Annotated in this window: 18 protein-coding genes and 1 pseudogene; 8 read left to right on the top strand and 11 right to left on the bottom strand. The window is 67.3% G+C overall.

All coding sequences use genetic code 11. The features are described from left to right. Positions 1-144 precede the first annotated feature (144 nt). From AC1DBX_RS20355 to AC1DBX_RS20340, 4 genes are all read right to left on the bottom strand, one after another. Positions 145-801: a response regulator gene (locus AC1DBX_RS20355; protein ID WP_476932630.1), complete on the bottom strand. Its 657-nt coding sequence runs from the start codon at positions 799-801 to the stop codon at positions 145-147. Beyond that, positions 798-2,057, bottom strand: a complete 1,260-nt coding sequence (locus AC1DBX_RS20350; RefSeq protein ID WP_476932629.1) for a sensor histidine kinase — start codon at positions 2,055-2,057, stop codon at positions 798-800. Before AC1DBX_RS20350 ends, AC1DBX_RS20355 begins: the two co-directional genes overlap by 4 nt. A 114-nt stretch (positions 2,058-2,171) precedes the next feature. Continuing rightward, a complete protein-coding gene (locus AC1DBX_RS20345; RefSeq protein ID WP_476932628.1) occupies positions 2,172-3,503 on the bottom strand; it encodes an MFS transporter in 1,332 nt (443 codons plus the stop codon). A gap of 34 nt (positions 3,504-3,537) precedes the next feature. Then, complete coding sequence (locus AC1DBX_RS20340) at positions 3,538-4,476, bottom strand: proteasome assembly chaperone family protein (protein ID WP_476850450.1); 939 nt, start codon at positions 4,474-4,476, stop codon at positions 3,538-3,540. Positions 4,477-4,851: 375 nt separating this feature from the next. Between AC1DBX_RS20340 and AC1DBX_RS20335 the strand changes: the two genes are divergently transcribed. From AC1DBX_RS20335 to AC1DBX_RS20320, 4 genes are all read left to right on the top strand, one after another. Beyond that, entirely contained in the window at positions 4,852-6,378 is a 1,527-nt protein-coding gene (locus AC1DBX_RS20335; RefSeq protein WP_476870600.1) for a leucyl aminopeptidase, read from the top strand. Between the two features lie 267 nt (positions 6,379-6,645). After that, positions 6,646-8,031 (top strand): dihydrolipoyl dehydrogenase, encoded by a 1,386-nt coding sequence (lpdA, locus tag AC1DBX_RS20330; protein WP_018772391.1) that lies wholly within the window; start codon positions 6,646-6,648, stop codon positions 8,029-8,031. A gap of 126 nt (positions 8,032-8,157) precedes the next feature. Next, positions 8,158-9,930 (top strand): 2-oxoglutarate dehydrogenase, E2 component, dihydrolipoamide succinyltransferase, encoded by a 1,773-nt coding sequence (sucB, locus tag AC1DBX_RS20325; protein WP_476932627.1) that lies wholly within the window; start codon positions 8,158-8,160, stop codon positions 9,928-9,930. Between the two features lie 150 nt (positions 9,931-10,080). Continuing rightward, the gene (locus AC1DBX_RS20320) at positions 10,081-10,431 is read left to right on the top strand and encodes a hypothetical protein (RefSeq protein WP_018772389.1); all 351 of its coding nucleotides are present in this window, start codon (positions 10,081-10,083) and stop codon (positions 10,429-10,431) included. Positions 10,432-10,520: 89 nt separating this feature from the next. On the opposite strand, the gene AC1DBX_RS20315 is transcribed toward AC1DBX_RS20320, so the two are convergent. After that, a complete protein-coding gene (locus tag AC1DBX_RS20315; protein ID WP_476932626.1) occupies positions 10,521-10,904 on the bottom strand; it encodes a VOC family protein in 384 nt (127 codons plus the stop codon). 134 nt (positions 10,905-11,038) lie between these two features. Here AC1DBX_RS20315 and AC1DBX_RS20310 point away from each other — a divergent pair, with 134 nt between their 5' ends. Beyond that, complete coding sequence (locus AC1DBX_RS20310) at positions 11,039-11,467, top strand: OsmC family protein (RefSeq protein ID WP_026266249.1); 429 nt, start codon at positions 11,039-11,041, stop codon at positions 11,465-11,467. A gap of 108 nt (positions 11,468-11,575) precedes the next feature. Here the strand turns inward: AC1DBX_RS20310 and AC1DBX_RS20305 are convergent, their stop codons facing one another. After that, positions 11,576-15,163, bottom strand: a complete 3,588-nt coding sequence (locus AC1DBX_RS20305; protein WP_476932625.1) for a S41 family peptidase — start codon at positions 15,161-15,163, stop codon at positions 11,576-11,578. Between the two features lie 74 nt (positions 15,164-15,237). Here AC1DBX_RS20305 and AC1DBX_RS20300 point away from each other — a divergent pair, with 74 nt between their 5' ends. Next, complete coding sequence (locus AC1DBX_RS20300) at positions 15,238-16,131, top strand: TIGR01777 family oxidoreductase (RefSeq protein WP_476850445.1); 894 nt, start codon at positions 15,238-15,240, stop codon at positions 16,129-16,131. 9 nt (positions 16,132-16,140) lie between these two features. Here AC1DBX_RS20300 and AC1DBX_RS20295 read toward each other — a convergent pair whose 3' ends face one another. From AC1DBX_RS20295 to AC1DBX_RS20275, 5 genes are all read right to left on the bottom strand, one after another. After that, positions 16,141-17,487, bottom strand: coding sequence for a M20/M25/M40 family metallo-hydrolase (locus tag AC1DBX_RS20295; protein WP_476932624.1), 1,347 nt, complete (start codon positions 17,485-17,487; stop codon positions 16,141-16,143). Positions 17,488-17,490: 3 nt separating this feature from the next. Then, entirely contained in the window at positions 17,491-17,937 is a 447-nt protein-coding gene (locus AC1DBX_RS20290) for a hypothetical protein (RefSeq protein WP_476870594.1), read from the bottom strand. Continuing rightward, positions 17,934-19,376: a glutamate/gamma-aminobutyrate antiporter GadC gene (gadC, locus tag AC1DBX_RS20285; protein ID WP_476932623.1), complete on the bottom strand. Its 1,443-nt coding sequence runs from the start codon at positions 19,374-19,376 to the stop codon at positions 17,934-17,936. Before gadC ends, AC1DBX_RS20290 begins: the two co-directional genes overlap by 4 nt. Before the next feature lie 195 nt (positions 19,377-19,571). Then, positions 19,572-20,858, bottom strand: coding sequence for an APC family permease (locus AC1DBX_RS20280; protein ID WP_476932622.1), 1,287 nt, complete (start codon positions 20,856-20,858; stop codon positions 19,572-19,574). 79 nt (positions 20,859-20,937) lie between these two features. After that, positions 20,938-22,554, bottom strand: a complete 1,617-nt coding sequence (locus tag AC1DBX_RS20275; protein WP_476932621.1) for a serine/threonine-protein kinase — start codon at positions 22,552-22,554, stop codon at positions 20,938-20,940. Positions 22,555-22,661: 107 nt separating this feature from the next. Here AC1DBX_RS20275 and lipB point away from each other — a divergent pair, with 107 nt between their 5' ends. Both lipB and AC1DBX_RS20265 read left to right on the top strand, forming a co-directional pair. Next, positions 22,662-23,330: a lipoyl(octanoyl) transferase LipB gene (lipB, locus tag AC1DBX_RS20270; protein ID WP_230007918.1), complete on the top strand. Its 669-nt coding sequence runs from the start codon at positions 22,662-22,664 to the stop codon at positions 23,328-23,330. Further along, a pseudogene (locus AC1DBX_RS20265) lies at positions 23,327-23,613 on the top strand (lipoyl synthase); the annotation flags it as partial. The gene lipB and the pseudogene AC1DBX_RS20265, both read left to right, overlap by 4 nt.

The raw sequence follows: 23,613 nt of genomic DNA, 5'->3' as shown, positions 1-23,613 counted from the left end.
CCGCGCATATCAGTCTGACCGCGCCGTCGCCATTGACACGCTGACCACCCCCGCCAGACACACCGGCAAGCAAAATGAGAAGCGGTCCCGGGCAACCCAACCCGGGACCGCTTCCCCACGCCCTTGACAAACAATCACTACATATCAGTTGAGGACGTTGTTTTCGTAAGCGAAGGCGACGAGCTGGATGCGGTTCTTCAGCTTCAGTTTCGCCAGGATGCTGCCGACGTGGGATTTCACGGTGGCTTCGCTGAGTACCAGTGAGGCCGCGATTTCGGCGTTTCCCAGCCCTTTGGCGGTAAGGAGAAACACGTCGCGCTCCCTTCCGGACAGGTCTGCCAGCGCGGCGTCGTTCCCGGAAGAGGGCGTGGTGTAGTCGCGTAGCAGTTCGTTGGTGATGGCCGGAGCGGTGACTGAGTGCCCCGAGTGAACCGTTCGGATGGCGGCCAGCAGGAAGTCCGGTGTGGTGTCTTTGGTCAGGAAACCGGCGGCGCCGGCCTGGATGGCTCGGACCACGGCTTCGTCATGCTGGATCGTGGTCAGCACGATGATTTTGGTGGCAGTTCCAGTGGACTTTTCCAGGATCGTCCTTGTGGCCGTGATGCCGTCCATGACAGGCATGCGGATGTCCATGAGGAGCACATCAGGGGAGGTCTCCTGCACGAGTTCGACGGCGGCCTCTCCGTTGACGGCTTCGCCGACAAGGTCCATGTCCGCCTGGCTGCGCAGAATCATTTTGAGCCCGGCGCTGAACAGCGGCTGGTCATCGGCCAGGGCAATCCGGATCGGTGTGGTCGTCATGGTTGTGCTCCCTCCAATGAGCGCAGGCGGGGCCCGTTGGAGGCGGCCGCTGCCTGCTGCCTAGGTCCGGCCGACGGGAGGAAGGCCAGTACTTCGAAGGTCTCTTCGCCGCGGACTGTTTCCACCCATCCGCCGGCGGCTGCGGCGCGGGCTTTCATTCCTGCTATCCCGCGGCCCGATGGGGTGGCCTTTGTCGTCGCGGCCGGGCTGGTGATCAGCGAGGAGTTGATGCGGAGCTCAAGGGATCCTGCCGTCCACACCAGGTGCAGGTGCGTACCCTGGCTCCGGTCTCCGTGCTTGAAGGCGTTTGTGAGGCTTTCCTGCGCCAGGCGGTAGACCGTTAGCTGCTGGGCGGCGGTCATGTCCCATGGCTGGCCCGTCGTTTCGATCGTGACCGCCATGCCGCTGGAGCTCAGACGGTCGGCAAGAATCACCAGGTCTTCAATTTTGTGAGTCGGTTGGTTGCTGAGCTCCGTGGAGAAGCCTTCGATGAGCCGGCGCGTTTCGACAAGGGCGGTCCTCGCCGATTCGGCGATGACCTTGGATGCTTCTTCCACGGTTTCCGGTTCTGTGCGGTGGATGAAGCGTATTCCGTCGGCCTGGGCCACGATGACTGTCAGTGAATGTGCCAGGACGTCGTGGAGCTCCCCGGCGATTCTGTTGCGTTCTTGTTCGATGGCGAGTTCGGTCGCGGTCTCCCGCAGCCGTGTTTCCGCCGCGAGCTGCGCCCTTCGGCTCCTCGAGGCGTTGTTTACTGCCACACCGACGGCCCAGGCGGCGAGGTTCAGGGCGGCGTAGGCTCCAAAGATCAGAAAGGCGTAGGTGAGGGTTCGCAGTAATCCCCTGCCGTAGATCGGGCTGGCGAAGATGATGTTGATCCAGGTCTGGTCGGTGAACCAGTTGACGGTGATGATGCCGGCAAATACGACAGCAGCAACGGGGAGGACCCACCGGTTCCGGGCTTTCCAGCCGATGGCGGCGACGAAGATGACCACCGGAAGGACAGCGTAGCTCAGCACGCCCGAGAGAAAGACCAACGGGAAAACCTTCAGGCTCTGCAGGGCCAAGGCGGCGAAAACCAGCCCCACGGCAGCGGCCGGCAGGACCTCGGCCACAGCGACACCGGTCAGGAGCGCCAACAGAAGGGCGCTGTTCTGGTCGAAATGTCGCTCCTCCAGGATAAAGAGAGTCCCCAGAAGCAGCACGGACGTGGCCGGTGCCGCGAGGAGCCTCAGAGACTGGATCGGTTTGAACATGCCTTCACCCTAAGCTGGCGTCCACATCTCCAACGCTCGTTCTGAGTTAGTTCAACCCCGATAATGAACAACTTCAGCCATACGGATGACCGATCAGCCCGGCCCACCACATATTCAGGGCGTGCGGCGGCGCTCCGCGACCAGCCTGCGCTGCTCGGCCAGGGACTTGAGCAGCGGCGGAACCATGACTCCCTGGGCCGCCATCTGGCGCCGGACCTTCCGCCGGGTCACCACGATGGCTCCTGCTCCCCCGGCCAGCACCAGGAACTGCACGCTCAGGGCCACGCGGAACGGATCCAGGCCGTAGAGCTCCCCCTGCGAGAACCCGGTGGCATGCAGGACGTCGAGCACCAGCCCGATCAGGTAAATGGACACGAGCGCGGCGATGAAGCCACCCACGTTGACGATCCCGGTGGCGGTGCCGAGCCGGTGGGCCGGGTTGAAGGTCCGGGCGAAATCGAAGCCGATCATGGAACCGGGGCCGCCGACGGCGAGGGTCACCACCAGCGCTGCCAAGAGCCAGAGCGGCGCGCGTCCCGGCACCAGCAGAACTGCCGCCCAGGCGGCAGCGGTGCATCCGGAAATGAGCAGCACCATAGTGGAGCGCCGCAGCGGATGCCGGGCAACGAATCTGCCCATCAGCGGTCCGGCGGCGATGGCGCCGGCGACGTACAGCGCCATGAGGGCCGAGACCGTGCCGCGGTCCAGCCCCTCGGCGGAAATCAGGAAAGGGTAGCCCCACGTCATGGCAAAAACCGTGCCACTGAACTGGACGGTGAAGTGGCTCCACAGCCCGAGCCGGGTCCCGGGTTGCCGCCAGGCGTGACCCAGCGAAATGCCGGTGGCGCGCAGCCCCTGGGACTGTGCCGGTGCGGAGTGCCCGGGCGGAAGGTCCTGGAGCAGGATCAGCACCAGCACGACGGCGAGGCCGGACATTGCGGCGAGCGTCAGGAAGGCCGGCGTCCACCCCGCGGAGTGCAGGATCATGGCGAACGGCACCACGCTGAAGAGCTGGCCGAGCTGGCCGGACATGCCGGTCAACTGCGTCAGGAGCGGGACGCGCCCCGGGGCAAACCAGAGCGGGATAAGCCGGATGACGGAAATAAACGTCATGGCGTCACCGGCGCCCACCAAGACACGTCCCAGGACTCCGCCGGGTATGTTGTCGGCAAACGCCAGCTGAAGCTGGCCGAGTCCCATCAGGACACCACCGCCCGCCAGCATCGCGCGGGAGCCGAACCGGTCCACCAGAATCCCCACGGGAATCTGCAGCGCCGCATAAACCAGCAGCTGCAGCACGGTGAAGAAGGAGATCTCCGCGGCGCTGGCGTGGAAGCGTTCCGTTGCCTCCAGGCCGACCACACCGAAAGAGGTCCGTTGGCTGACCGCCACGAGATAGGCGAAGATCCCGACGATCCAGATCAGCCAGGCGCGGGGAGAGGTCACTCCCCCATTATGCCCGGTTCATGATAAATAGTATTTATTCGCCGGGTTCTTTACGGGCCAGGTACGCCTCGACGGCGGCACCAAGGGCGTCGGCATTGGGGAGCTGGTCGTTCTCATCAGCCAGCAGCGACCTCCGGACCGTCCCCTCGGCCTTTTCGTCGTACCGGGTCTCCAGCCGTGAGACCACCTGCTGGACCTCCTCGGATGCCTCGATCTGCTCGGCTATCTGCCGGCCCACCTCGCGTCCCGCCTCGCGCAAACGATCGGTCGGCAGCATGAGCGACGTTGCCGCGCCCAGGTACTCGAGCCCGGCCACGGCGGCCGTGGGGTACTCGGCTTCGGCCAGGTAGTGCGGCACATGGATCACATAGCCGGCGATGTTCCGGCCGGCCTCCGTCAGCCGCAGCTCCAGGATGTGGCCCACCGCGGCTGGCACCTCCACCGTGGGCTTCCAGACCGAGATTCCCTCGATCAGCTCCGGCCGGTTGCCGTGCACGGTCACACCGACCGGCCGGGTGTGGGGCACGGGCATCGGGATCGAATGGATCCAGGTGACGAGGTTGACGTCGAGCTCTTCGACGAGGCCGACGACGGCGCGAGCGAAGCGCTCCCATTGCAGGTCCGGTTCGAACCCCGCGAGGAGCAGGAACGGGCTGCCCAGTCCGTCGACCAGCCGGTAGAGGGCCAGGCTCGGTGCCTGGTAGTCCTGCAGGTGGTCCTCGACGAAGCTGACCTGCGGGCGCCGGGACCTGTAGTCGATCAGCTGGTCGGCGTCGAACTCGGCGATCATCTCGGTATCGAGCGTGTCCAGCAGTTCAGCGGTGATCTGCCGGACCACGTGGCCCGCGTCGGCGAAGCCGGTGAACCCCATGACGAGGTTGAGTCCGCGCAGTTCGGTGCTGGAGAACAGCGCGTCATCACGGATATAGAGCGACTGGGGATCCAGCAAAGAGCCGGAAATCCGTTCAATCACGGCGTGTTCCTTTCACGAGGGCGGCGGTGGGAGAAGCGGGGCGCAATCCGCCATTCGGGCGGTGCCTGGCAGAACGGCCAGTCAGGCGGATCCTGCCGGCCAGTCCCATGGAGCACTCACCGCTCCGCAGCGTCTCTACCAATACAACGCCCCGGCGCCCGGGCTAATTCCTGCCCGGGGTGTGCTCCAGCTCTCATTCGATTGAATTTCCGCACGGTCGAGAGACTACGATCGGTGATGGCCCTAGGGCTTGTTTTGCAGACACCGGGTTGCGTCCCAGACCGACGGCGCCCCGGGATCCGTGGCAGGACGCCAAACATGCAGTTCCTGCCGAATATCACCGAGAACCATCACAGAGAATTGAGGACTGTCCTCGTGGTCAAGAATAGTGAAGTCAAACTTAGTGCAGTCGCAGGGGATTTGAAGAAGTCCCCCAGCGATGCCCTCGTCATCGGCGTCGGACAGGGTCCTGACGGCCCCGTTCTGCTCGACAATCCGCTGACGGCCAAGGCCGCGGAGGCCCTGGCGGAATCACTGAGCGTTCTTGGCATCACCGGCGCGGCGGACCAGGCTCACCGGCTGCCCGGCCTGCCCGAGGCGGGAGCGACCATCCTGCTGCTCGCCGGCGTCGGCAAGCTTTCCGCCACGCAGCCGCTCTCCGAGGAGGCACTGCGCCGCGCCGCCGGCTCGGCCGTCCGCCAGCTGGCCGGCGTCGCCACCGTCACCCTGGCCCTGCCCACGACCACCCTGGCCGAGGTCGCGGCGGTCGCCGAGGGCGCCGCGATGGGCGCCTACTCCTATACAGAGTTCCGGTCCTCCAAGGACGGGCTCAAGGACCCGGTGAAGAACGTCATCATCCGCACCGACTTCGCCACGGACAAGGCGCTGGCGCCGGTCCTGAACCGGGCATCCCTGATCGGCACGGCCGTGAACTCGACCCGCACGCTGGTCAACCAGCCGCCGAGCCACCTCTACCCCGAGTCCTTTGCCGACGCCGCCAAGGAACTGTCCAAGGGCCTGCCGGTGAAGGTGACCGTCTGGGACGAGAAGCGTCTTGAGAAGGAGGGATTCGGCGGCATCCTCGGCGTCGGCAAGGGCTCCACCCGGCAGCCGCGCCTCGTAAAGGTCGAATACGCCCCGGCGAAGGCCACGGCCAAGATCGCCCTCGTGGGCAAGGGCATCACCTTTGACACGGGCGGCATCTCCATCAAGCCGGCCCTGGGCATGGGCGACATGAAGTCCGACATGGCGGGTGCCGCCGTCGTCCTCAACACCGTCCTGGCCCTCGCGGGCCTCGGGCTGCCCGTCAAGGCGACCGCGTGGCTCTGCATCGCCGAGAACATGCCCTCCGGCGCTGCACAGCGCCCGGCGGACGTTCTGACGATGTTCGGCGGCAAGACCGTCGAGGTCCTCAACACCGACGCCGAGGGTCGCCTGGTCATGGCGGATGGCATCGTCGCCGCCAGCCAGGAATTCCCGGATGCCATCATCGACGTCGCAACCCTCACCGGCGCCCAGCTCATTGCTCTGGGCGACCGCACGGCCGGCGTGATGGGTTCCGACTCCCTTACCGGCGCCATCAAGACCGCCGCGGACCGGGCCGGCGAGCTCGTCTGGCCCATGCCGCTGCCGGAAGAACTCCGGGCCAGCCTCGACTCCCAGGTCGCCGACATCGCCAACATTGGCGAACGCCACGGCGGCATGATGACGGCGGCCGTCTTCCTGCGCGAGTTCGTTGGCAAGGGCAAGGACGGGGAACAGATCCCGTGGGCGCACATCGACATCGCCGGCCCGTCGTTTAATAACGGCAGCCCCTACGGCTACAACCACAAACAGGGCACGGGCTGCACCGTCCGCACCCTGGTGGCCTACGTCGAGGACATCCTCACCAAGACCGTCTAGCGCGCATCGCGGCTTTGTGGCCGGGGCGGCGATGCCTTCCCGGCCACAAAGGCGCGTGACACTGGACACAAGCGCTCCACAAACGCCATGGCAAGGTGGAGCATGTATTAGTGGTTCGCTAAGGTAAACCTTGTTTCCCAGAAGCAGACCCCAATGTAGTAGTCACAAATGAAAGGGAACCGGCCGGCTGGCACAATCACAGCAGACAGGTTCCAAGACCAGATGATGCGTACTCTCGTGTCATCGTTCACGCGAGGGAGCGTTTTAGTGGCCGATCAGGCAACTGCGCAAGAATTCGACATCCTGGTACTCGGCGGCGGCAGCGGCGGCTACGCCACCGCACTGCGTGCTGTCCAGCTTGGCCTCACCGTCGGCCTCATCGAAAAGGGCAAGCTCGGCGGCACCTGCCTGCACAACGGCTGTATCCCCACCAAGGCCCTGCTGCACTCGGCAGAGCTGGCGGACCACGCCCGCGACTCGGCCAAGTACGGCGTCAACGTGACCCTTGACAGCATCGACATCACGGCTGTCAACGCTTACAAGGACGGCATCATTGCCGGCAAGTTCAAGGGCCTGCAGGGTCTGATCAAGGGCAAGAAGGGCATCACCGTCATTGAGGGTGAAGGCAAGCTTCAGGGCACCGACACCGTCGTCGTGAACGGCACCGCGTACAAGGGCAAGAACATTGTCCTCGCGACCGGCTCTTACTCCCGCACCCTGCCGGGCCTGGAAATCGGCGGCAAGGTCATCACCTCCGACGAAGCCCTCACCATGGATTACATCCCTAAGAGCGCGATCATCCTGGGCGGCGGCGTAATCGGTGTCGAGTTCGCCTCGGTCTGGAAGTCCTTCGGCGTCGACGTCACGATCGTCGAAGGCCTCCCGTCGCTGGTTCCGAACGAGGACGCCACGATCGTCAAGGCCTTCGAGCGCGCCTTCAAGAAGCGCGGCATCAAGTTCTCCACCGGTGTCTTCTTCCAGGGCGTCGAGCAGAACGACGACGGCGTCAAGGTCACCCTCGTGGACGGCAAGACCTTCGAGGCCGACCTCCTGCTTGTTGCTGTGGGCCGCGGCCCCGTCACGGCGAACCTCGGCTACGAAGAGGCCGGGATCACGATCGACCGCGGCTTCGTCATCACCAACGAGCGCCTGCACACCGGCGTCGGCAACATCTTCGCCGTCGGCGACATCGTCCCCGGCGTGCAGCTGGCGCACCGCGGCTACCAGCAGGGCATCTTCGTCGCCGAAGAGATCGCCGGCCTGAAGCCGGTCATCGTCGAGGACGTCAACATCCCCAAGGTCACCTACTCCGAACCCGAGATCGCCACCGTCGGCTACAGCGAGAAGGCCGCCAAGGAGAAGTTCGGCGAGGACCAGATCCAGACCCAGGAATACAACCTGGCCGGCAACGGCAAGAGCTCCATCCTGGGCACGTCCGGCCTGGTCAAGCTGGTCCGCCAGAAGGACGGCCCCGTGGTCGGCGTCCACATGATCGGCGCCCGCATGGGCGAGCAGATCGGTGAAGCACAGCTGATCGTGAACTGGGAAGCCTACCCGGAGGACGTGGCCCAGCTGGTCCACGCCCACCCCACCCAGAACGAATCCCTGGGCGAGGCGCATCTGGCGCTGGCGGGCAAGCCCCTCCACGGCTAGCAGCTCCGCCCGCACCATCGCATGAACTCAGAGCCTGGTGCACCCGGCCCGAAAAGCCGGGTGCACTAAGCTCGACCAAGGCAGCAATCATCCGCACTAAAGATCAATAAGGAGAACGGGGACGACATGTCTGAATCCGTTAACTTGCCCGCCCTCGGTGAGAGCGTCACCGAAGGAACCGTCACCCGCTGGCTCAAGCAGGTCGGTGACCGGGTAGAGGTGGACGAGCCGCTGCTCGAAGTCTCCACCGACAAAGTCGACACCGAGATCCCCTCTCCGATCGCCGGCGTGATCGAGGAAATCCTCGTCGCCGAGGACGAGACCGCTGAAGTTGGCGCCCCGCTGGTCCGCATCGGCTCCGGCGAGGCCGCCCCCGCAGAGGCTCCGGCCGCAGCCGCCGAAGAGGCACCGGCTCCCGCCGCAGCTGCGCCGGCCGCAGAAGAGGCTCCCGCGGAGGCTCCGGCCGCCGAGGCCCCTGCCGCCGCTCCGGCTTCTGCTCCGGATTCTGCTCCAGCGGGGGAAGGACACGACGTCACGCTGCCTGCCCTGGGTGAAAGCGTCACCGAAGGCACTGTGACCCGCTGGCTGAAGAGCATCGGCGACACCGTAGAGGTCGACGAGCCGCTGCTCGAGGTTTCCACCGACAAGGTCGACACCGAAATCCCGTCCCCGGTTGCCGGAACCCTTCTGGAAATCCGCGTCAACGAGGACGAGACGGCCGAGGTCGGCTCCGTCCTGGCCGTCATCGGTTCCGGCGCAGCGGCACCGGCCGCACCGGCGCCCGCCGCGGCCCCCAAGCAGGAAGCAGCACCGGAAGCTCCCAAGCAGGAAGCGCCGGCAGCTCCCGCGCCTGCGGCAGCAGCACCGGTGGCTCCCAAGCAGGAAGCTCCCGCAGCGGCTGCTCCGTCAGCGCCCGCCGCTCCGGCAGCTCCCGCGCCTGCGGCAGCAGCTGCCGCACCGGCAGAGTCCGGCTACGTCACTCCCCTGGTCCGCAAGCTGGCCAACCAGCAGGGTGTCGACATCGCTGCCCTGACCGGCACCGGCGTCGGCGGCCGCATCCGCAAGCAGGATGTGCTGGCAGCTGCCGAGGCAAAGGCAGCACCGGCCGCAGCCCCCGCGGCAGCCCCCGCCGCATCTGCGCCGGCAGCCGCAGCATCCGCAGGCGCAGCGTCCTCGCTGCGCGGCACCGTGCAGAAGGCCCCGCGCATCCGCCAGGTCATTGCCCGCCGCATGCGCGAGTCGCTGGACATCTCCACCCAGCTGACCCAGGTCCATGAGGTCGACATGACCAAGGTTGCCAAGCTGCGCGCCAAGGCCAAGAACTCCTTCCAGGCCCAGAACGGCTCCAAGCTGACCTTCCTGCCCTTCATCGCCAAGGCTGTTGCCGAGGCCCTGAAGCAGCACCCGAAGGTCAACGCCTCCTACGACGAGGACAAGCAGGAGATCACCTACCACAACGCTGAGCACCTGGCGATTGCGGTGGACACCGACAAGGGCCTGCTGGTTCCGGTCATCTCGGATGCCGGCAACCTGAACCTGGCAGGCCTGGCCGGCAAGATCGCCGACGTCGCCGACCGCACCCGCAACGGCAAGATCGGCCCGGACGAGCTTTCCGGCGGCACCTTCAGCATCACCAACATCGGTTCGGTGGGTGCCCTGTTCGACACTCCGATCATCAACCAGCCGCAGGTTGCCATCCTCGGCACCGGCGCGATCGTCAAGCGGGCCGTAGTGGTCGCCGACGAGAACGGCGATGACTCGCTGGCCATCCGTTCGATGATGTACCTCTCCCTGACGTACGATCACCGCCTGGTCGACGGCGCCGACGCAGGACGCTTCCTGCAGACGCTGAAGGCACGCCTTGAGGAAGGCGCCTTCGAGGCCGACCTCGGACTCTAGGTCTAAAAGCGCATACCGACGGCGACGGCGGTGCGGGCTCCGGTGGGAAACCACCGGAGCCCGTGCCGCCGTCGCCGTTTTTGCTGTTCCGCCCCGGGGCCGCGGCGGGTCCTACTACGGTGCGTAGAAGACTCTGGCTACACTGATGCCATGAACATCGTCTATAACGTCATGGTCTTCCTGCACATCATCGGCGCCGCCATGATTGTCGGCATCTGGATCGGCCAGATGAAGAAGCCCACCGTCCACCCGCGCCAGTTCGACGGCGCAATGCTGCAGCTGATCACGGGCATCATCATGATGGGGCTGATCCCGGCCCTGGACATGAACGCCAACTACGCCAAGCTCGGCGTCAAGCTTGTCATCGCCCTGATCGTCGGCGTCCTGGCCTTCATTGGCCGCCGCAAGTACAAGAAGGGCGAGCCGATCAGCAAGGGCCTCGCGAACAGCGTTGGCGGCCTGGCACTGCTCAACGTCGCGATCGCGACCCTGTGGCAGTAGCCGGCTGACTGCACCGGCCATGACGGCGCCGCTCCCCCCGCCGGGGTGCGGCGCCGCCGTCGTTTAACTGCCGCCGTTAAACCGGCTTGTCAGTCGCCGGCGATGCAGAATTCGTTGCCCTCGGGATCCTGCATGACATCCCAGTGGAAGTCGCCGATGTCATTGCCCTCCACGAACCGGGCACCGAGGGACTCGGCGCGGGCGCGCAACGCCGCAGGGTCGGGCCCATGGATGTCCAGGTGCAGGCGCCGCCTGCCCTCGGTGGGGTCCTGGACCTGCTGGAAGGCCAGCTGCGGGGCTCCGGTGCCGGCGGGTTCCAGCCAGACGAACTGCTCGAAGCGCGAGGAGACCGCCGTGCCCAACAAGTCGGCCCAGAACTGGGCCAGGCGCCCGGGGTCGACGGCGTTGACCATAATCGTGGCGATACGCGCCACGGGCGCCCCTGGCATCTGCGCATCTTCGGTAAGTTCCATGACGACACTGTACGGGTCACAATCCTCTGACAGCGGAACCCCCGTGCGGCGGCCGCACAGAATCCCTAGGATTGATCACGGCAGGCTCCGGCACCAGCCGGACCCCTGATTCACAACGACGTCGAGGAGTGGACATGGCTACAACACGCACCGCACACACTGTATGGAATGGCGACCTGATGACAGGCGCCGGCAACACCACCCTGGACAGCTCCGGGCTGGGCAACTTCGACGTCACCTGGAAGGCGCGCGCCGAGGCCGCCGAGGGCAAGACCAGCCCCGAGGAGCTCATTGCGGCAGCGCACTCCGCGTGCTTCTCGATGGCCTTCAGCAACGCCCTGGCCCAGGCCGGCCACACGGCCGAGGAGATCAACACCAAGGCCGACGTGACCTTCCAGCCCGGTACCGGGATCACCGGCAGCCACCTCACCCTGGCCGCGCGCGTCCCCGGCATTTCCGCCGACGATTTCCAGCGGCTGGCCGAGGAAGCCAAGACCGGCTGCCCCGTCTCCGCTGCCCTGACCGGCATCGAGATCACCCTGGACGCCACCCTGGCCTCCTAGCCCGGCCGCAGTAAGACGAAGGCCCCCGCCGCCCTGGATGTCCAGGGTGGCGGGGGCCTTGCCATCTGTCCTGCGCGGACCGTCTGTGCGGGCCGCGCCCGGGAGCGCCTAGGCCTGGCCGGCCTGCCGGCGCGCAGGCAGCGGTGCGGGCCGGACCCGGCGGTAACCCTCGCGCAGCGGCGGACGGTCCGTGGGCAGTTCCTGGATCATTTCCTTCAGCGCCCCGATGCCGTACTCCAGCTGCGGGTCGGTTCCGGCGGCGTAGGCGTGCGGAGGGAAGGTCACCTCGATATCCGGGGTGACGCCGAAGTTTTCCACGCCCCAGCCAACGCCACCGGCGAACCAGGTGGCGTAGCGCGGCTGGGTGACGCCGGTGCCGTCGGCCAGCGCGAAGCGGTTGTCGATCCCGACGACGCCGCCCCAGGTGCGGGTGCCAATGACGGGCCCGATCCCCCGCAGCTTGGAGACCTGCGTGATGATGTCGCCATCGGAGCCGGCGAACTCATCGGTGAGAATGATGACCGGTCCGCGGGGAGCGTGGTGCGGGTACGTCCGCGGCTTTTCCCCGCGCGGCATGCTCCAGCCGGTGACCTTGCGCCCGATAAGTTCGGCCACGAGCTGGGAGGTGTGGCCGCCACGGTTGCGCCGGACATCGACGATCAGTCCGTCCAGGGCCGTTTCGGTGTCGAGGTCGCGGTGGAGTTGTGCCCAGCCGTTGGCCATCATGTCCGGGATGTGCAGGTAGCCGAACGTCCCGTTCGAGGCTTCCCGGACAGTTCGCCGGTTGCCGGAGACCCATTCCTGGTAGCGCAGGCGCTCCTCGTCCTTGACCGGGACCACGGCCACGCGGCGCTGGGCGCCCGCGGCCGCACCATGGCCGGCGCCATTGCGCAGGGTAAGTTCCACGGCGCGGCCGGCCGCGCCGACCAGCTGCATTGCCGGGGTCCGCGTTTGGGTCAGTTCGACGCCGTCGATCGCCAGCAGGACGTCGCCCGGCTTCGCGTCGGCGCCGGGACGGGTCAGCGGCGAAGTGGCCAGCGGGTCAGAGGACTCCCCCGCCAGAATGCGGGTGATTTCCCACCCCTCGCCGGTGAACCCCAGGTCCGCGCCGAGGCGGCCCTGCGGGCTGCTGCCGTTCTCGACAGCGGCCATGGGCCGGACGTAGGCGTGGGAGGTGCCGAGCTCGCCGTGCAGCTCCCACAGCAGGTCCACCAGGTCGTCATGGGAGCCGAGGCGTTCCACCACCGGGCGGTAGCGGGCGTGGACGGACTCCCAGTCCTGGCCGGCCATGTCCTCGGTCCAGAAGAAGTCGCGCTGGAGCCGCCATGCCTCGTCAAAGGCCTGGCCCCACACACTGAGTGGGTCCAGCTGCACCCGGATCCGGCCAAGGTCCACCTTGACCAGCTGGCCGGAGTCCTCATCGGCCTTGGCGGCGGCCGGCGCCACGCGGATCTGCTTGTCCTGGATGAACACGACCTTTTCGCCGTCGCCGGAGAGCCGGTAGCTGTCCAGGGCCTCAACGATCGTGGCGGTGCGGCGCTTGGCCAGGTCGTAGCGGACCAGGCTCGGCACCGCGCCCTTGTCCTCGAGGCTGGCCCGGCCCTCACCGGTGGTGCCGGCGAGCTCGCTGTCCAGCCAGAGCAGGGCGCCGGCGACGGCGGTGAGCCCGGCGTAGTTGCCTTGCGGCACCGGGACCCCGATGACGCGGTGGGCCAGGCCCTCGGCGTCGACCCGCACGGACGGCAGGGGTTTGGCGGCCGGCTGCGGCCCGGACGCAGCACCCGCTGTTCCGGCGGCACCTGCCGCGGCGTCGGCGTCGAAGTGGAGGTCGACGCTCGGGCCGAAGGGCGAAGGTGTGTCGGCGGCGAGGGCGACGAGGTACGGCTTGATCGGGCTCGGGAAGGACAGATCGAAGGAGTGCCCGTCGTAGACCGGGTCGAAACTGCGGTTGGAGAGGAAGGCGAGGTATTTGCCATCCGGGGTGAACGACGGCGACTCGTCGCGGAACCGGCCGTCGGTGACGTCAATGATCGCAGCTCCGGTGCCGCCGTCGATCCGGGTGATCCGGAGCCGGCTGCGGGACCCGAAGGACGTGACCGGCTCGGACCAGCCGAGCCACGCGGAGTCCGGGGACCATGTGAATCCCTCAATGCTGCCCTCGCCGATGCTGCTCAGCTGGGATATCGTGCCCGTGCGGGTGTCGGCAAGGTAGATATCACCGAACGCCGTGCCGACGGCGAGCCAGCGCCCGTCCGGGCTGGCTTCGATGGCGCTGGTCCGGCTGGGCTTGGGGAAGTCGATCCGCGTCAGCTCATCGGCGGCAGGCGCGGCCTCCACGGCGGCGCCCGCACCGGCCCGGTCGGGCTCGGAGCCGGAGATGGAGCCGGCTGCGTCTGCAGCAGCCGGGACCGCTGTGACCTGGCCGGACACGGAACCGTTTGCAGCGGCGGGGATTGATCCTGCGCCGGTCAGGGCGGCTGCGGACACCGGCTTCGGCAACTGCATGCCGGCGTCCTCGGCGGAGGCAGCGGGCTGGGCCGTTGACTCGGCAGCGGACTGCACGGCCGGCTGCGGGGCCTTCGATGCTGCCGCAGCCGCTCCGGCCAGGGGCGCCGCAATGGCTTTCAGGTACAGGGCCTCGACGCCGTCGTGGTCGGCGACATAGGCGATCCGGCCCTCGCCGAAGGGCCGCGGCAGCCGTGCCCGGACGCCCGGGGTGGCCTCGAGGACACGGGAAGGGCCGTCCTTGTGCCGCAGCCAGTGGACGGTTCCGTGGGATTCGACGGCACTGGACGCGCCCGTGCGGTCCGGCACGACGTCGCCAAGGTGCTTCGAGGGCTTCAGCGGGGCGGGCCGGCGCGCCTGCGAGGCGGAACCGAGCACAATGTCGAGCTTGACGGCCTCGGCGTCGAGGCTGGGCAGCAGCCAGAGCTCACCGGCCGATTCGAAGATCACGCGTTCGCCGTCGGTCGCGGCGTGGCGGACATAGAAGTCCTCGTGGTCCGTGTGGCGCCGCAGGTCGCTGCCGTTGGGCAGGACGGAATAGAGGTTTCCGTAACCCTCGTGGTCGGACAGGAACGCGATCCGTCCCTTGACCCACAGGGGGTCCGTGAGGTTTCCGTCCAGCGCGGCAGCGAGCCGGACGAATTCACCGTTTCCGTCGGCGTCGATCCACAGCTTGCCGGCGGCGCCGCCGCGGTAGCGCTTCCACCAGGCCGGCTCACGCGAGAGGACACTGGCGAGCACCACAGGGCGTTCGTCGCCGACGACGGGGCCATAGGCCACGGACTCGACCGGGCCGAACGGGAGTTCCTGCGCCCAGCCGCCGGTCACGGGGAGGCTGTAGGCGTGGGTGTGACGGCTGTCGGACTGGCGGAACGCGCTGGTCACCAGGACGTCGCCGTCGGGGGTGAAACCCTTGACCCGGGTGGAAGGGTGGCCGAAGTAGCTCAACTGGCTGTAGCCGCCGCCGTCGACGTTGGCCGTGACGACTTCCGGGGCAGTCCCTTGGACGACGGTCCAGACAAGACGCTTGCCGTCGGGGGTGAAGCGCGGGTTGCGGGCCGGCAATTGCAGGGAGGATACGCGCCAGGCGCGGCCCCCGCCCACGGGTGCAATCCAGACGTCGTCCTCGGCCACAAAGGTGACCAGATCGCCGTGCAGATGCGGGAAACGGAAGTAACTCGAGGGGGTCATCGTTCGATCATAGCCACAACGGTCCTTACGGCCCGGGAGGTTTCGCGGCCGTGCCGGGCATGGTGAGATGGATCATGCGAATCCTTATTGCCGGGGCCTCCGGGCTGATCGGAACTGCCCTTTCGGGTGCACTGCGCAGCGAGGGGCACGACGTCGTCGCCCTGGTCAGGCGTGCCCCTGCGTCCCCAGCCGAGTTCCAGTGGGACCCGGCTGCCGGCCGGATCGACGACACCGCGCTGAAGGGCGCGGACGCGGTGGTCAACCTCTCCGGCGCCGGAATCGGCGACCGACCCTGGACCAAGGCGCGGGTCAACGAGCTCCGCGCCTCCCGGCTGGGGGCTACCCGGACCCTCGCGGCCGCCATGGCGCGCACCGACGCGCCGCCCGCCGTGTTCCTGAGCCAGTCGGCCTCCGGTTACTACGGCAACGCCGGTACGGCGGTGCTGCGCGAGAACGCGCCGGCCGGCACCGGCACCCTGTCCCGGATCTGCGTCGACTGGGAGGCCGCGGCGCATGAGGCGCCTGCCGGAGTCCGGGTGGTCACGCCCCGCACCGGCGTCGTCCTGAGCCGTTCCGGCGGCGCACTGGGCCGGCTGTTGCCGCTGCTGCGCCTGGGTGTCGGCGGCCCGCTCGGCGATGGCCGGCAGTTCTGGCCGTGGATCACTCTGCCGGATGTGGCTGCCGCCTTTTCCTTCCTTCTCTCGGCGCCCGTGTCCGGGCCGGTCAACGTCTGCGCCCCCGAAGCCGCAGATGTGAATTCCCTGATCACGCAACTGGCCAGGGCGCTGCACCGGCCGGCGGCGCTGCGGGTACCGGCCCCGGTGCTGCGGCTGGTGATGGGCGATCTCGCCGAAGAACTGCTGCTCGCGAGCCAGCGGCTGGAGCCGGCCGTCCTGGCGGAGAACAGCTTCGCCTGGAAGCACCCGTCCCTCGCCGGGGCCGCCGCCTGGGTGGCAGGGCGCGGCTAGCTGCCGCTATTAGCCGTGCAGCGTCGCGTACCTCCGGAGGAAGAGGGCCAGGGACTCTGCCAGGGCCCTGATCTCGCCCGGATCGACGCTCTCATTCGGTGCATGGATCAGGGCGAGCGGCTCCTCGACGCCGAGCAGGATGATCTCCGCGTCCGGGTAGGTGTCGGCGAAGACGTTGCAGAGCGGGATCGATCCCCCTTGCCCCAGGGTTGTCATGGGCGTGCCGTAGGCCTGGGACATCGCGACGCTCATGGCTTCAAAGGCCGGGCCGCCGACTGCCGCCTGGAATGGCGACCCGATGGCCTCGAGGTCCACCGTGACGTGGACATCCCAGGGCGCGGCCGCCTTGAGGTGGCTGACCAACGCCGTGTGCGCGTCGGCGGCCGCCATGCCCGGCGGGACGCGCAGGTTCAGGCGCGCCGAGGCCCGCGGCACAATCGCCGCCGTCGAGCCGGTCACCGCCGGGCAGTCGATGCCGAGCACGGTGACCGCGGGCCGCGCCCAGAGCATGTCGGACACGGTGCCGTCCCCCAGCAAGGACACTCCCTCCAGGACGCCGGCGTCGGTGCGGAACTGCTCTGGCGGATAGGGGGCACCGGTCCAGGTCTGGGCGTTGTCCAATCCCATGACCGTCGTGTTGCCTTGCCGGTCCCGCAGTGATGCCAGCATGGCGATCAGTGCGGCGAGCGCGTCGGGGGCAGCACCGCCAAACATGCCGGAGTGGAGCTCTGACGCCATCGCCTCCACCGTCACCACGACATTGACCATCCCGCGCAGAGTTACGGTCGCGGCGGGGTGGCCCACGGCGGCGTTGCCGGTGTCGCAGACCAGGATGGTGTCGGCACGGAGCAGGTCCGGGTGGCCGGCGACGAACGCCTCGAGCCCGCCGGTGCCCTGTTCCTCCGACCCCTCGACCACCAGCTTCAAGTTCACCGGTACGTCGCTGCTAAGCGCCCTGAGGGCGAGCAGGTGGGCGAGGATGTTTCCCTTGCAATCGGCGGCGCCCCGGCCGTACCAGCGGCCGTCCACTTCAGTGAGCTCGAAGGGCGGGGTCCGCCATGCCGAGTCATCGAGGGGTGGCTGGACGTCGTAGTGCGCGTAGAGGAGCACGGTGGGCGCGTCCGGATCGGGTCCGGGCCTGGAGCCCACCACCGCGTCGGAGCCGTCCGGGGTCCGTTCGAGGTGCACATCCGTAAATCCGAGTCCGGCGAACTTGTCCAGCACCCACTGGGCAGCCTTGGCACACTCCTCGACGGGAAACTGCCGCGCATCCGCCACCGACCGGATGGCCACAAACTCGGCGAGCTCCTCCCGTGCCGGACCCATCAGATCGGTGATGCGGGCGCGCAGGTCCACGGCTCACGCACCACCCGTGTGGTACGTCTTGAGGTCGTCGATGAACTCCTGGAACTCAGCGAGCTGGTCCGGGCAATAGACCTTGATAATCGCGAGCTCGCCGACGGCGATCCGGGCGTTCCCGATCACCGGCCTGTATCCCGGCCCGGTTGCCCCGTTCGCCAGCTGGCTCAAGAAGGTGGCCCGGCTCAACGCGCTGTTCGGGTTCGCGCAAACGGCACCGCCGTCGTCACCGAGCACCCGAGCTATCTGCTCGCGCGAGGGTGCCGTCCCGCCGGCTGATTCGATCGCCGCGATCAGTTGGTCGGCCTTCGCCAGGGATTGTTGTGTCTCCCTCGCCGACCGGAAATTCAGCAATGCGACGACGGCGAACACCACCAGCAGGATCATGGCAACTATGTAAACCACCGAGCGGCTGCGCCTGGTCGAGGACTCCTGATGCGTGCTCATGACCTAGGTGCCTCCGTCTGAGCGTCTTGCTCCGGCAGCTTCCACGAGGGTTTGCGGAACCTGTAAAAGAGGAACGGCACGAGCAGGCCCAGTCCCAGCGCGCCGCCGGCGACGATCAGGAAATAGACGGCCGGATCGCCGTTGCCAAACTGCGAAGGCGGGACGAACCCGACGAGCAGGGCGGCCAGGGAGGCGGTAAAACCGACGCCGCAGAGCCCAACCAGCATTGGCGCCCGGAAGCCACGCGCGTGGTCCGGGTCGTTGCGGCGCAGCCGGACGGCGGCCACGAACATCAGCAGGTACATGATCAGGTAGACCTGCGTGGTGATCACCGAGAAGATCCAGTACGCGCTGGAAACATCCGGGATCAGCGCGTAGCCAAGCGCGATCACGGTGGTGACGAGCCCCTGGACCAGCAGGAGGTTCTGCTGGATGCCGTTCTTGTTCAGTTTCTGCAGGAACGGCGGGAGGTATCCTTCCTCACGCGAGATCAGCAGCAGGCCCTTGGACGGACCGGCCAGCCAGGTCAGCATGCCGCCGAGGGAGGCGGCCACCAGCATGATCCCGAGGATCGGTGTCAGCGCCTGGAGGTTGAAGGAGGCCAGCACCGCGTCAAAGGCCTGCATGACACCGGCTGTGAGGGAGAGTTCATCGGCCGGAACGATCCAACTGATCGCCAGCGCCGGCAGGATGAAGATCAGCAGTACCAGTCCCATGGCCAGGAACATCGACTTCGGATACTCCTTACCCGGGTCCTTCAGCGAGGACACGTGCACAGCGTTCATCTCCATGCCGCTATAGGACAGGAAGTTATTCACGATCAGCACCAGGCTGGCCAGCCCGGCCCATTCGGGCAAGAAGTTTGCCGCGGTCATCGGAGCAGCGGACGGATTGCCCTGGCCGAGGAAGACCACACCCAGGATGACGAGCAGGGCGCCCGGGATCAGGGTGCCGATGATCAGGCCACCGCTGGCCAGGCCCGCCACACCCTTCGTGCCGCGGGATGAGACGTACACGCCGGCCCAGTAGAACACCACGATCACCAAGGCCGTCCACACGCCGCTGCTGGCCAGCGCCGGGTTGAAGACGTAGGCGAGCGTGCTCGCGACGAATCCCAGCAGGGTTGGATAGTAGAAAATCGTCATCGCGAACTGGCACCAGACCGCCAGGAAGCCCATCGGTTTGGAGATTCCGGACGATACCCAGTTGTAGATGCCGCCCTTCCATCCGGAGGCCAACTCGGCCGACACGAGGGAGGTCGGGAGGAGGAAGACGATCGCGGGAACCACGTAGAGGAAGACTGAGGCGAGGCCGTAGACGGCCATGGTCGGGGCCGCACGGAGACTGGCCACCGAACTCGTGGTCATCAATGCCAGGGCCACCCAGGAGATCCAAACGGCCGGTGGTGCCTTCGGCCGGGTCACTGCCTGTTCGCTCACGTGAGCCACACCCTCCAGTGCCCCGTGGTCTGCGCCACGGGCCAGGCGGAGCTAAACCGCCTGGGGCGAGTAGTCGTCGGCTTGAACATGCCCACTGCCCCCTTTATCACACAAAGTGCTCGGTGCCTACAGCATGGACCTAGGAATTAGCAGGGAATAGCCCCCAACTCCCCTATACGTCAGATCGCCGGGGTGCTAATTTGCGCGGTTTCGGGCGCGCTTCCACAGCAAATCGGTGATCAGCGCCAGTGCAAGGATGACCACCAGCGCGGCGGCGGTGGCGGGTTCATTGACGAGCGTGGTTGTGCAGAACACGACGAACGTTCCCAAGGTCGCAATCAGGGCGATGATAAGCACCAAAAGCTTGGCCCCGGTCTCCCGGTACACCTTGAAGTGGGCCATCGTGACCGCGGAGAAAATGAGCAAGGCTACCGCACTTCCAAGCGACGCGATGCTGTTGAGGTTGAACGTCACCACCATCACCGCCGCGAGGCCGGCCATGACCAGCAGCCCAACCGGCACCTGCCTGCGGCCCACGGAGCGGCCGAAGACCGGTGGAAACTGTCCCACCGAGGCGAGATGCCGGGTCATCCCCACGGAAGGATAGAGGCTGGCGTTCACCGCCCCGGAAGTGGAGAGAAGGGCGGTGATCACCATCAGCACATAGCCGAACTGGCCCAGCGTCGGCTTGGCGGCCTCGGCCAGCGCAGTGGCGCCGTAGGCGACGACCTCGTCGGCGGTCAGGGTCCCGAAAACTCCCAGCGAGACGGCGACGTACACCGTCGTGGCGATCGCCAGCGCCAGGTACATGGCGCGGGGCAGTTGACGGGACGGGTCAGGCAGATCCTTCGCGGTAAAGGTGATGACGCCGAACCCGAGGAAGGCGAAGAACGTCAACGCCACGCTCGCGATGATCTCGCGGACGCCCGGGTATCCGGCCGGATCCAGGAGCGCTGGGTTCCAGTTCGCGATCGTGACAATCGCGAACACGGACAGGATGGCCAGCACCATCTTCACGATCACGGACTGGACTCTTGCGACCGCCGTGGAACCGACCGCGTTCAGGACGGTCATGACCAGGATGAGCGCGACCGCGAACACTTTGGCCCAGCCTGGGTCGCGACCGGTCAGGACTGCACTGGCATATCCACCGAAGGACGACGCCACCATTGCCCCCACGATCGCGCCGGTCACGTAGAACAGCCACGAAACGATGCCTGTAGCGTGCCCCTCCCCGAACCCCCGGGCCAGGTAGGCCAGCATGCCCCCGCCCGATGGGTAAGTCGCGCCGAGCTTCGCGAACGAGTACCCCTGTAGGCCGGCGATGGCGCCCGCCACCAGAAAGGACACCCACACAGCCGAGCCGGCGACAGCGCCGGCTGCGCCCAGCAGCGCGAAGATTCCCGCGCCCACCATGGAACCCACCCCGATGAACGCGGCTTGAATGACGGTCATCTGCTTCTTCGGAACCGTGGTCGACATGGCGTCCCTCTCCGGCGTCAGGCTCTCGCTAGCAGCCGTCTCGGTGGGAGGTTACCACCGCGCCCTGAAGCGTGGAACCCTAGCCGGCTCCGGGCCCCGGAGGTAGCACGTCCTGGATCCGCCAGCGCCCGTCGACGGGCACCAGGACCAGGTGAAGCTGCTGTGCGGAGGCGGCGGGTACTTCGGCCACCGTGGCGCCGTTCCCATCGATTTCCCGGTAAGCGGAAGGTGCAGTGGTGATGGCCACCACTGCCCGGGCGGGGCTGCTCTCCGCGGTGGTCTCGATCCGGGTCAGGGAGGTCGAGAATCCGGCCAGGACGTGGCCGGAGGCGCTGAGCTGCGCTTTGATGCGGCCGTCCGAGGCGGCGGCCGCCGAGTCCGGGGCGTTGACGGCATCGAGCAGGCTGAAGTCGCCGGAGCTCAGTGCCAGTGAACGGAGCCGGGCCAGGCCGCGGACCGCCTCCACCGGGTCGGCGGAGGCCAGGAGTGCCTCAAGATCGGGAAGGATTGCGGTGGCCCCGCCGGCGGCGGTGGGGGGCGGCGGCCCGCCAACCGGCCCCTCCGCCGGTCCCTCGCGGCCCACGGGACTTCCTGTCTGCACCGGCGCATCGTGGCCGGACACGAACCCTGGAAACAGCCCGGCGACGGCGTCGGAGGCCGGCCCGCCATCGGCCAGCAGCCAGATGCCGGCCAGCAGGACTGCAGCGGCGAGAGCGGGAAGCAGCGCCCGCCGCGCGGGAGTCCGCCGGAATCCGCGGTGGAGTCCGGTTTTCCGGATAGCGCCTGGGCGCCGGCCCGGGCCGGACTGCACGGCCTTGCGTGTGAGCAGTTGGGGGATGACCGTGGGGTGCACGGAGACCGACAGATCGACGGGCTCCGCCCGGGCGCTGCGGTAGACCAGAGCGGCAAACTCCGCCGCCGGGGGACGCTCCCGGCGTTCCCCGCCCAGCCCCGCTTCGAGGGCGGCAACCAACGCTGCCGGCACCTCCGGGACCAGCAGGCTCAGCGGTGGACGATGCGGGCCGGGCTCGGGGGCCCGTCCGGTGAGGCAATACCAGCCCAGGGCGGCCAGGGCGTAAATGTCGCGTTCGGGCTGCAGCCCGGCCCGCACAGCGTCCGACGGGGCGGGATCCTGGAATCCTGCTGTGCCCTCTTCGGCGACCGGAGCGGCGTCGGCCACCATGCGCGCGACGCCGAGATCGGCCAGCAGCGGTTTGCCGTCAGCCGTGAAGAGCACGTTGCCGGGGGCCACATCACCGTGGGTGAAGCCTTGGCCGTGAAGGTATGCCAGGGCCTCCGCGATGGGAGTCAGGACCGTCACCGTTTCGCCGGGACCCAGACGTCCCCGGCTTCCCACGAGCGTCGCCAGCGAGCCGCCGGGTGCGTAGTCCAGCGCAAGCCCGAGGCCGCAGCCGCCAGAGTCGTGAACCGGCAGGCGCACCACGGCATGCACGCGAAGCAGGTGGCTGTGTGCCAGGGCGGAGAGGATCCGTACTTCGCGCCGCATGACGTCCCCGGCCTCGGATTCTTCCGGTGCGGCGCGGTCGGCATCGAAGCATTTCAGGGCGAACTCGCGGCCCGTTGACTGTTCGGTCACCAGCCAGACCGTGGCGCTGCCGCCGCGCCCCAGCAGCCGTCCGACGTCGTAACCGGGAACCTGGGGGGCCGCACCGGCGGCCGGCGGGAGATCTTCCATACCCAAGGAATAGTCGATTGCGCGGAATCGTGCAGAAGTTATCCACAGGCATGAGAGCTTAAGCACACAAACGGGAGGTGGGTGCGGCGGGGTCTAAGCTTGATGCCATGACTCTTGAGTTCAAACAGCTGGGTCTCGCCCCGGACTTCGTCGATTACACGCGCGGATGGGACATCCAGCGCGAATTGCATGAAAAGGTCCTCGCGGGCACCGCACCCAGCACTGTACTGCTGCTCGAACACGCCGCGGTTTACACCGCAGGCAAGCGCACCGAAGACCACGAACGGCCCTTTGACGGAACTCCCGTTGTGGCCGTGGACCGCGGCGGCAAGCTGACATGGCACGGCCCCGGCCAGCTCATTGGCTACCCCATCATCAAACTGAAGAACAAGGCTGGCATCCGCGACTACGTGGAGCGGCTGGAAGCGGTCATCATCGCCGTCCTGGCGGACTACGGCATCGCCGCCGTCCGGATCAAGGGCCGCGCGGGCGTCTGGATCGAACAGGACGAAAAGGGTCCGGACCGCAAGATCGCGGCCATCGGCATCCGCGTCCACGAAGGTGTCACCATGCATGGCTTCGCGATCAACTGCAACAACGATCTCGCCCCCTACGGCCAGATCATCGCCTGCGGGATCAGCGACGCCGGAGTCACCACGATCGCCCAGGAACTTGGCAGGGACGTCACCCCGGCGGACCTCATGTCGCGGATCACCGAAGAACTGCGCAAGAATGAACAAGCTCTAGTTGCAACCCCAGAAGGAGCTCTACTGTGACACTGGCACCAGAAGGCCGGAAGATGCTGCGCATTGAGCAGCGAAACGCGGCCACACCGGTGGAACGGAAGCCGGAATGGATCAAGGCCAAGGTCCAGATGGGCCCGGAGTTCGTCCAGCTCAAAAACCTCGTCAAGAAGGAGGGCCTCCACACCGTGTGTGAGGAGGCCGGCTGCCCGAACATCTTCGAATGCTGGGAAGACAAGGAAGCCACCTTCCTGATCGGCGGCTCCGAATGCACCCGGCGCTGCGACTTCTGCCAGATCGACACCGGCAAACCCTC

The organism is Arthrobacter sp. 10N44_2 (genome assembly GCF_056394385.1).
This window is presented reverse-complemented; position numbering and strand designations above follow the sequence as displayed.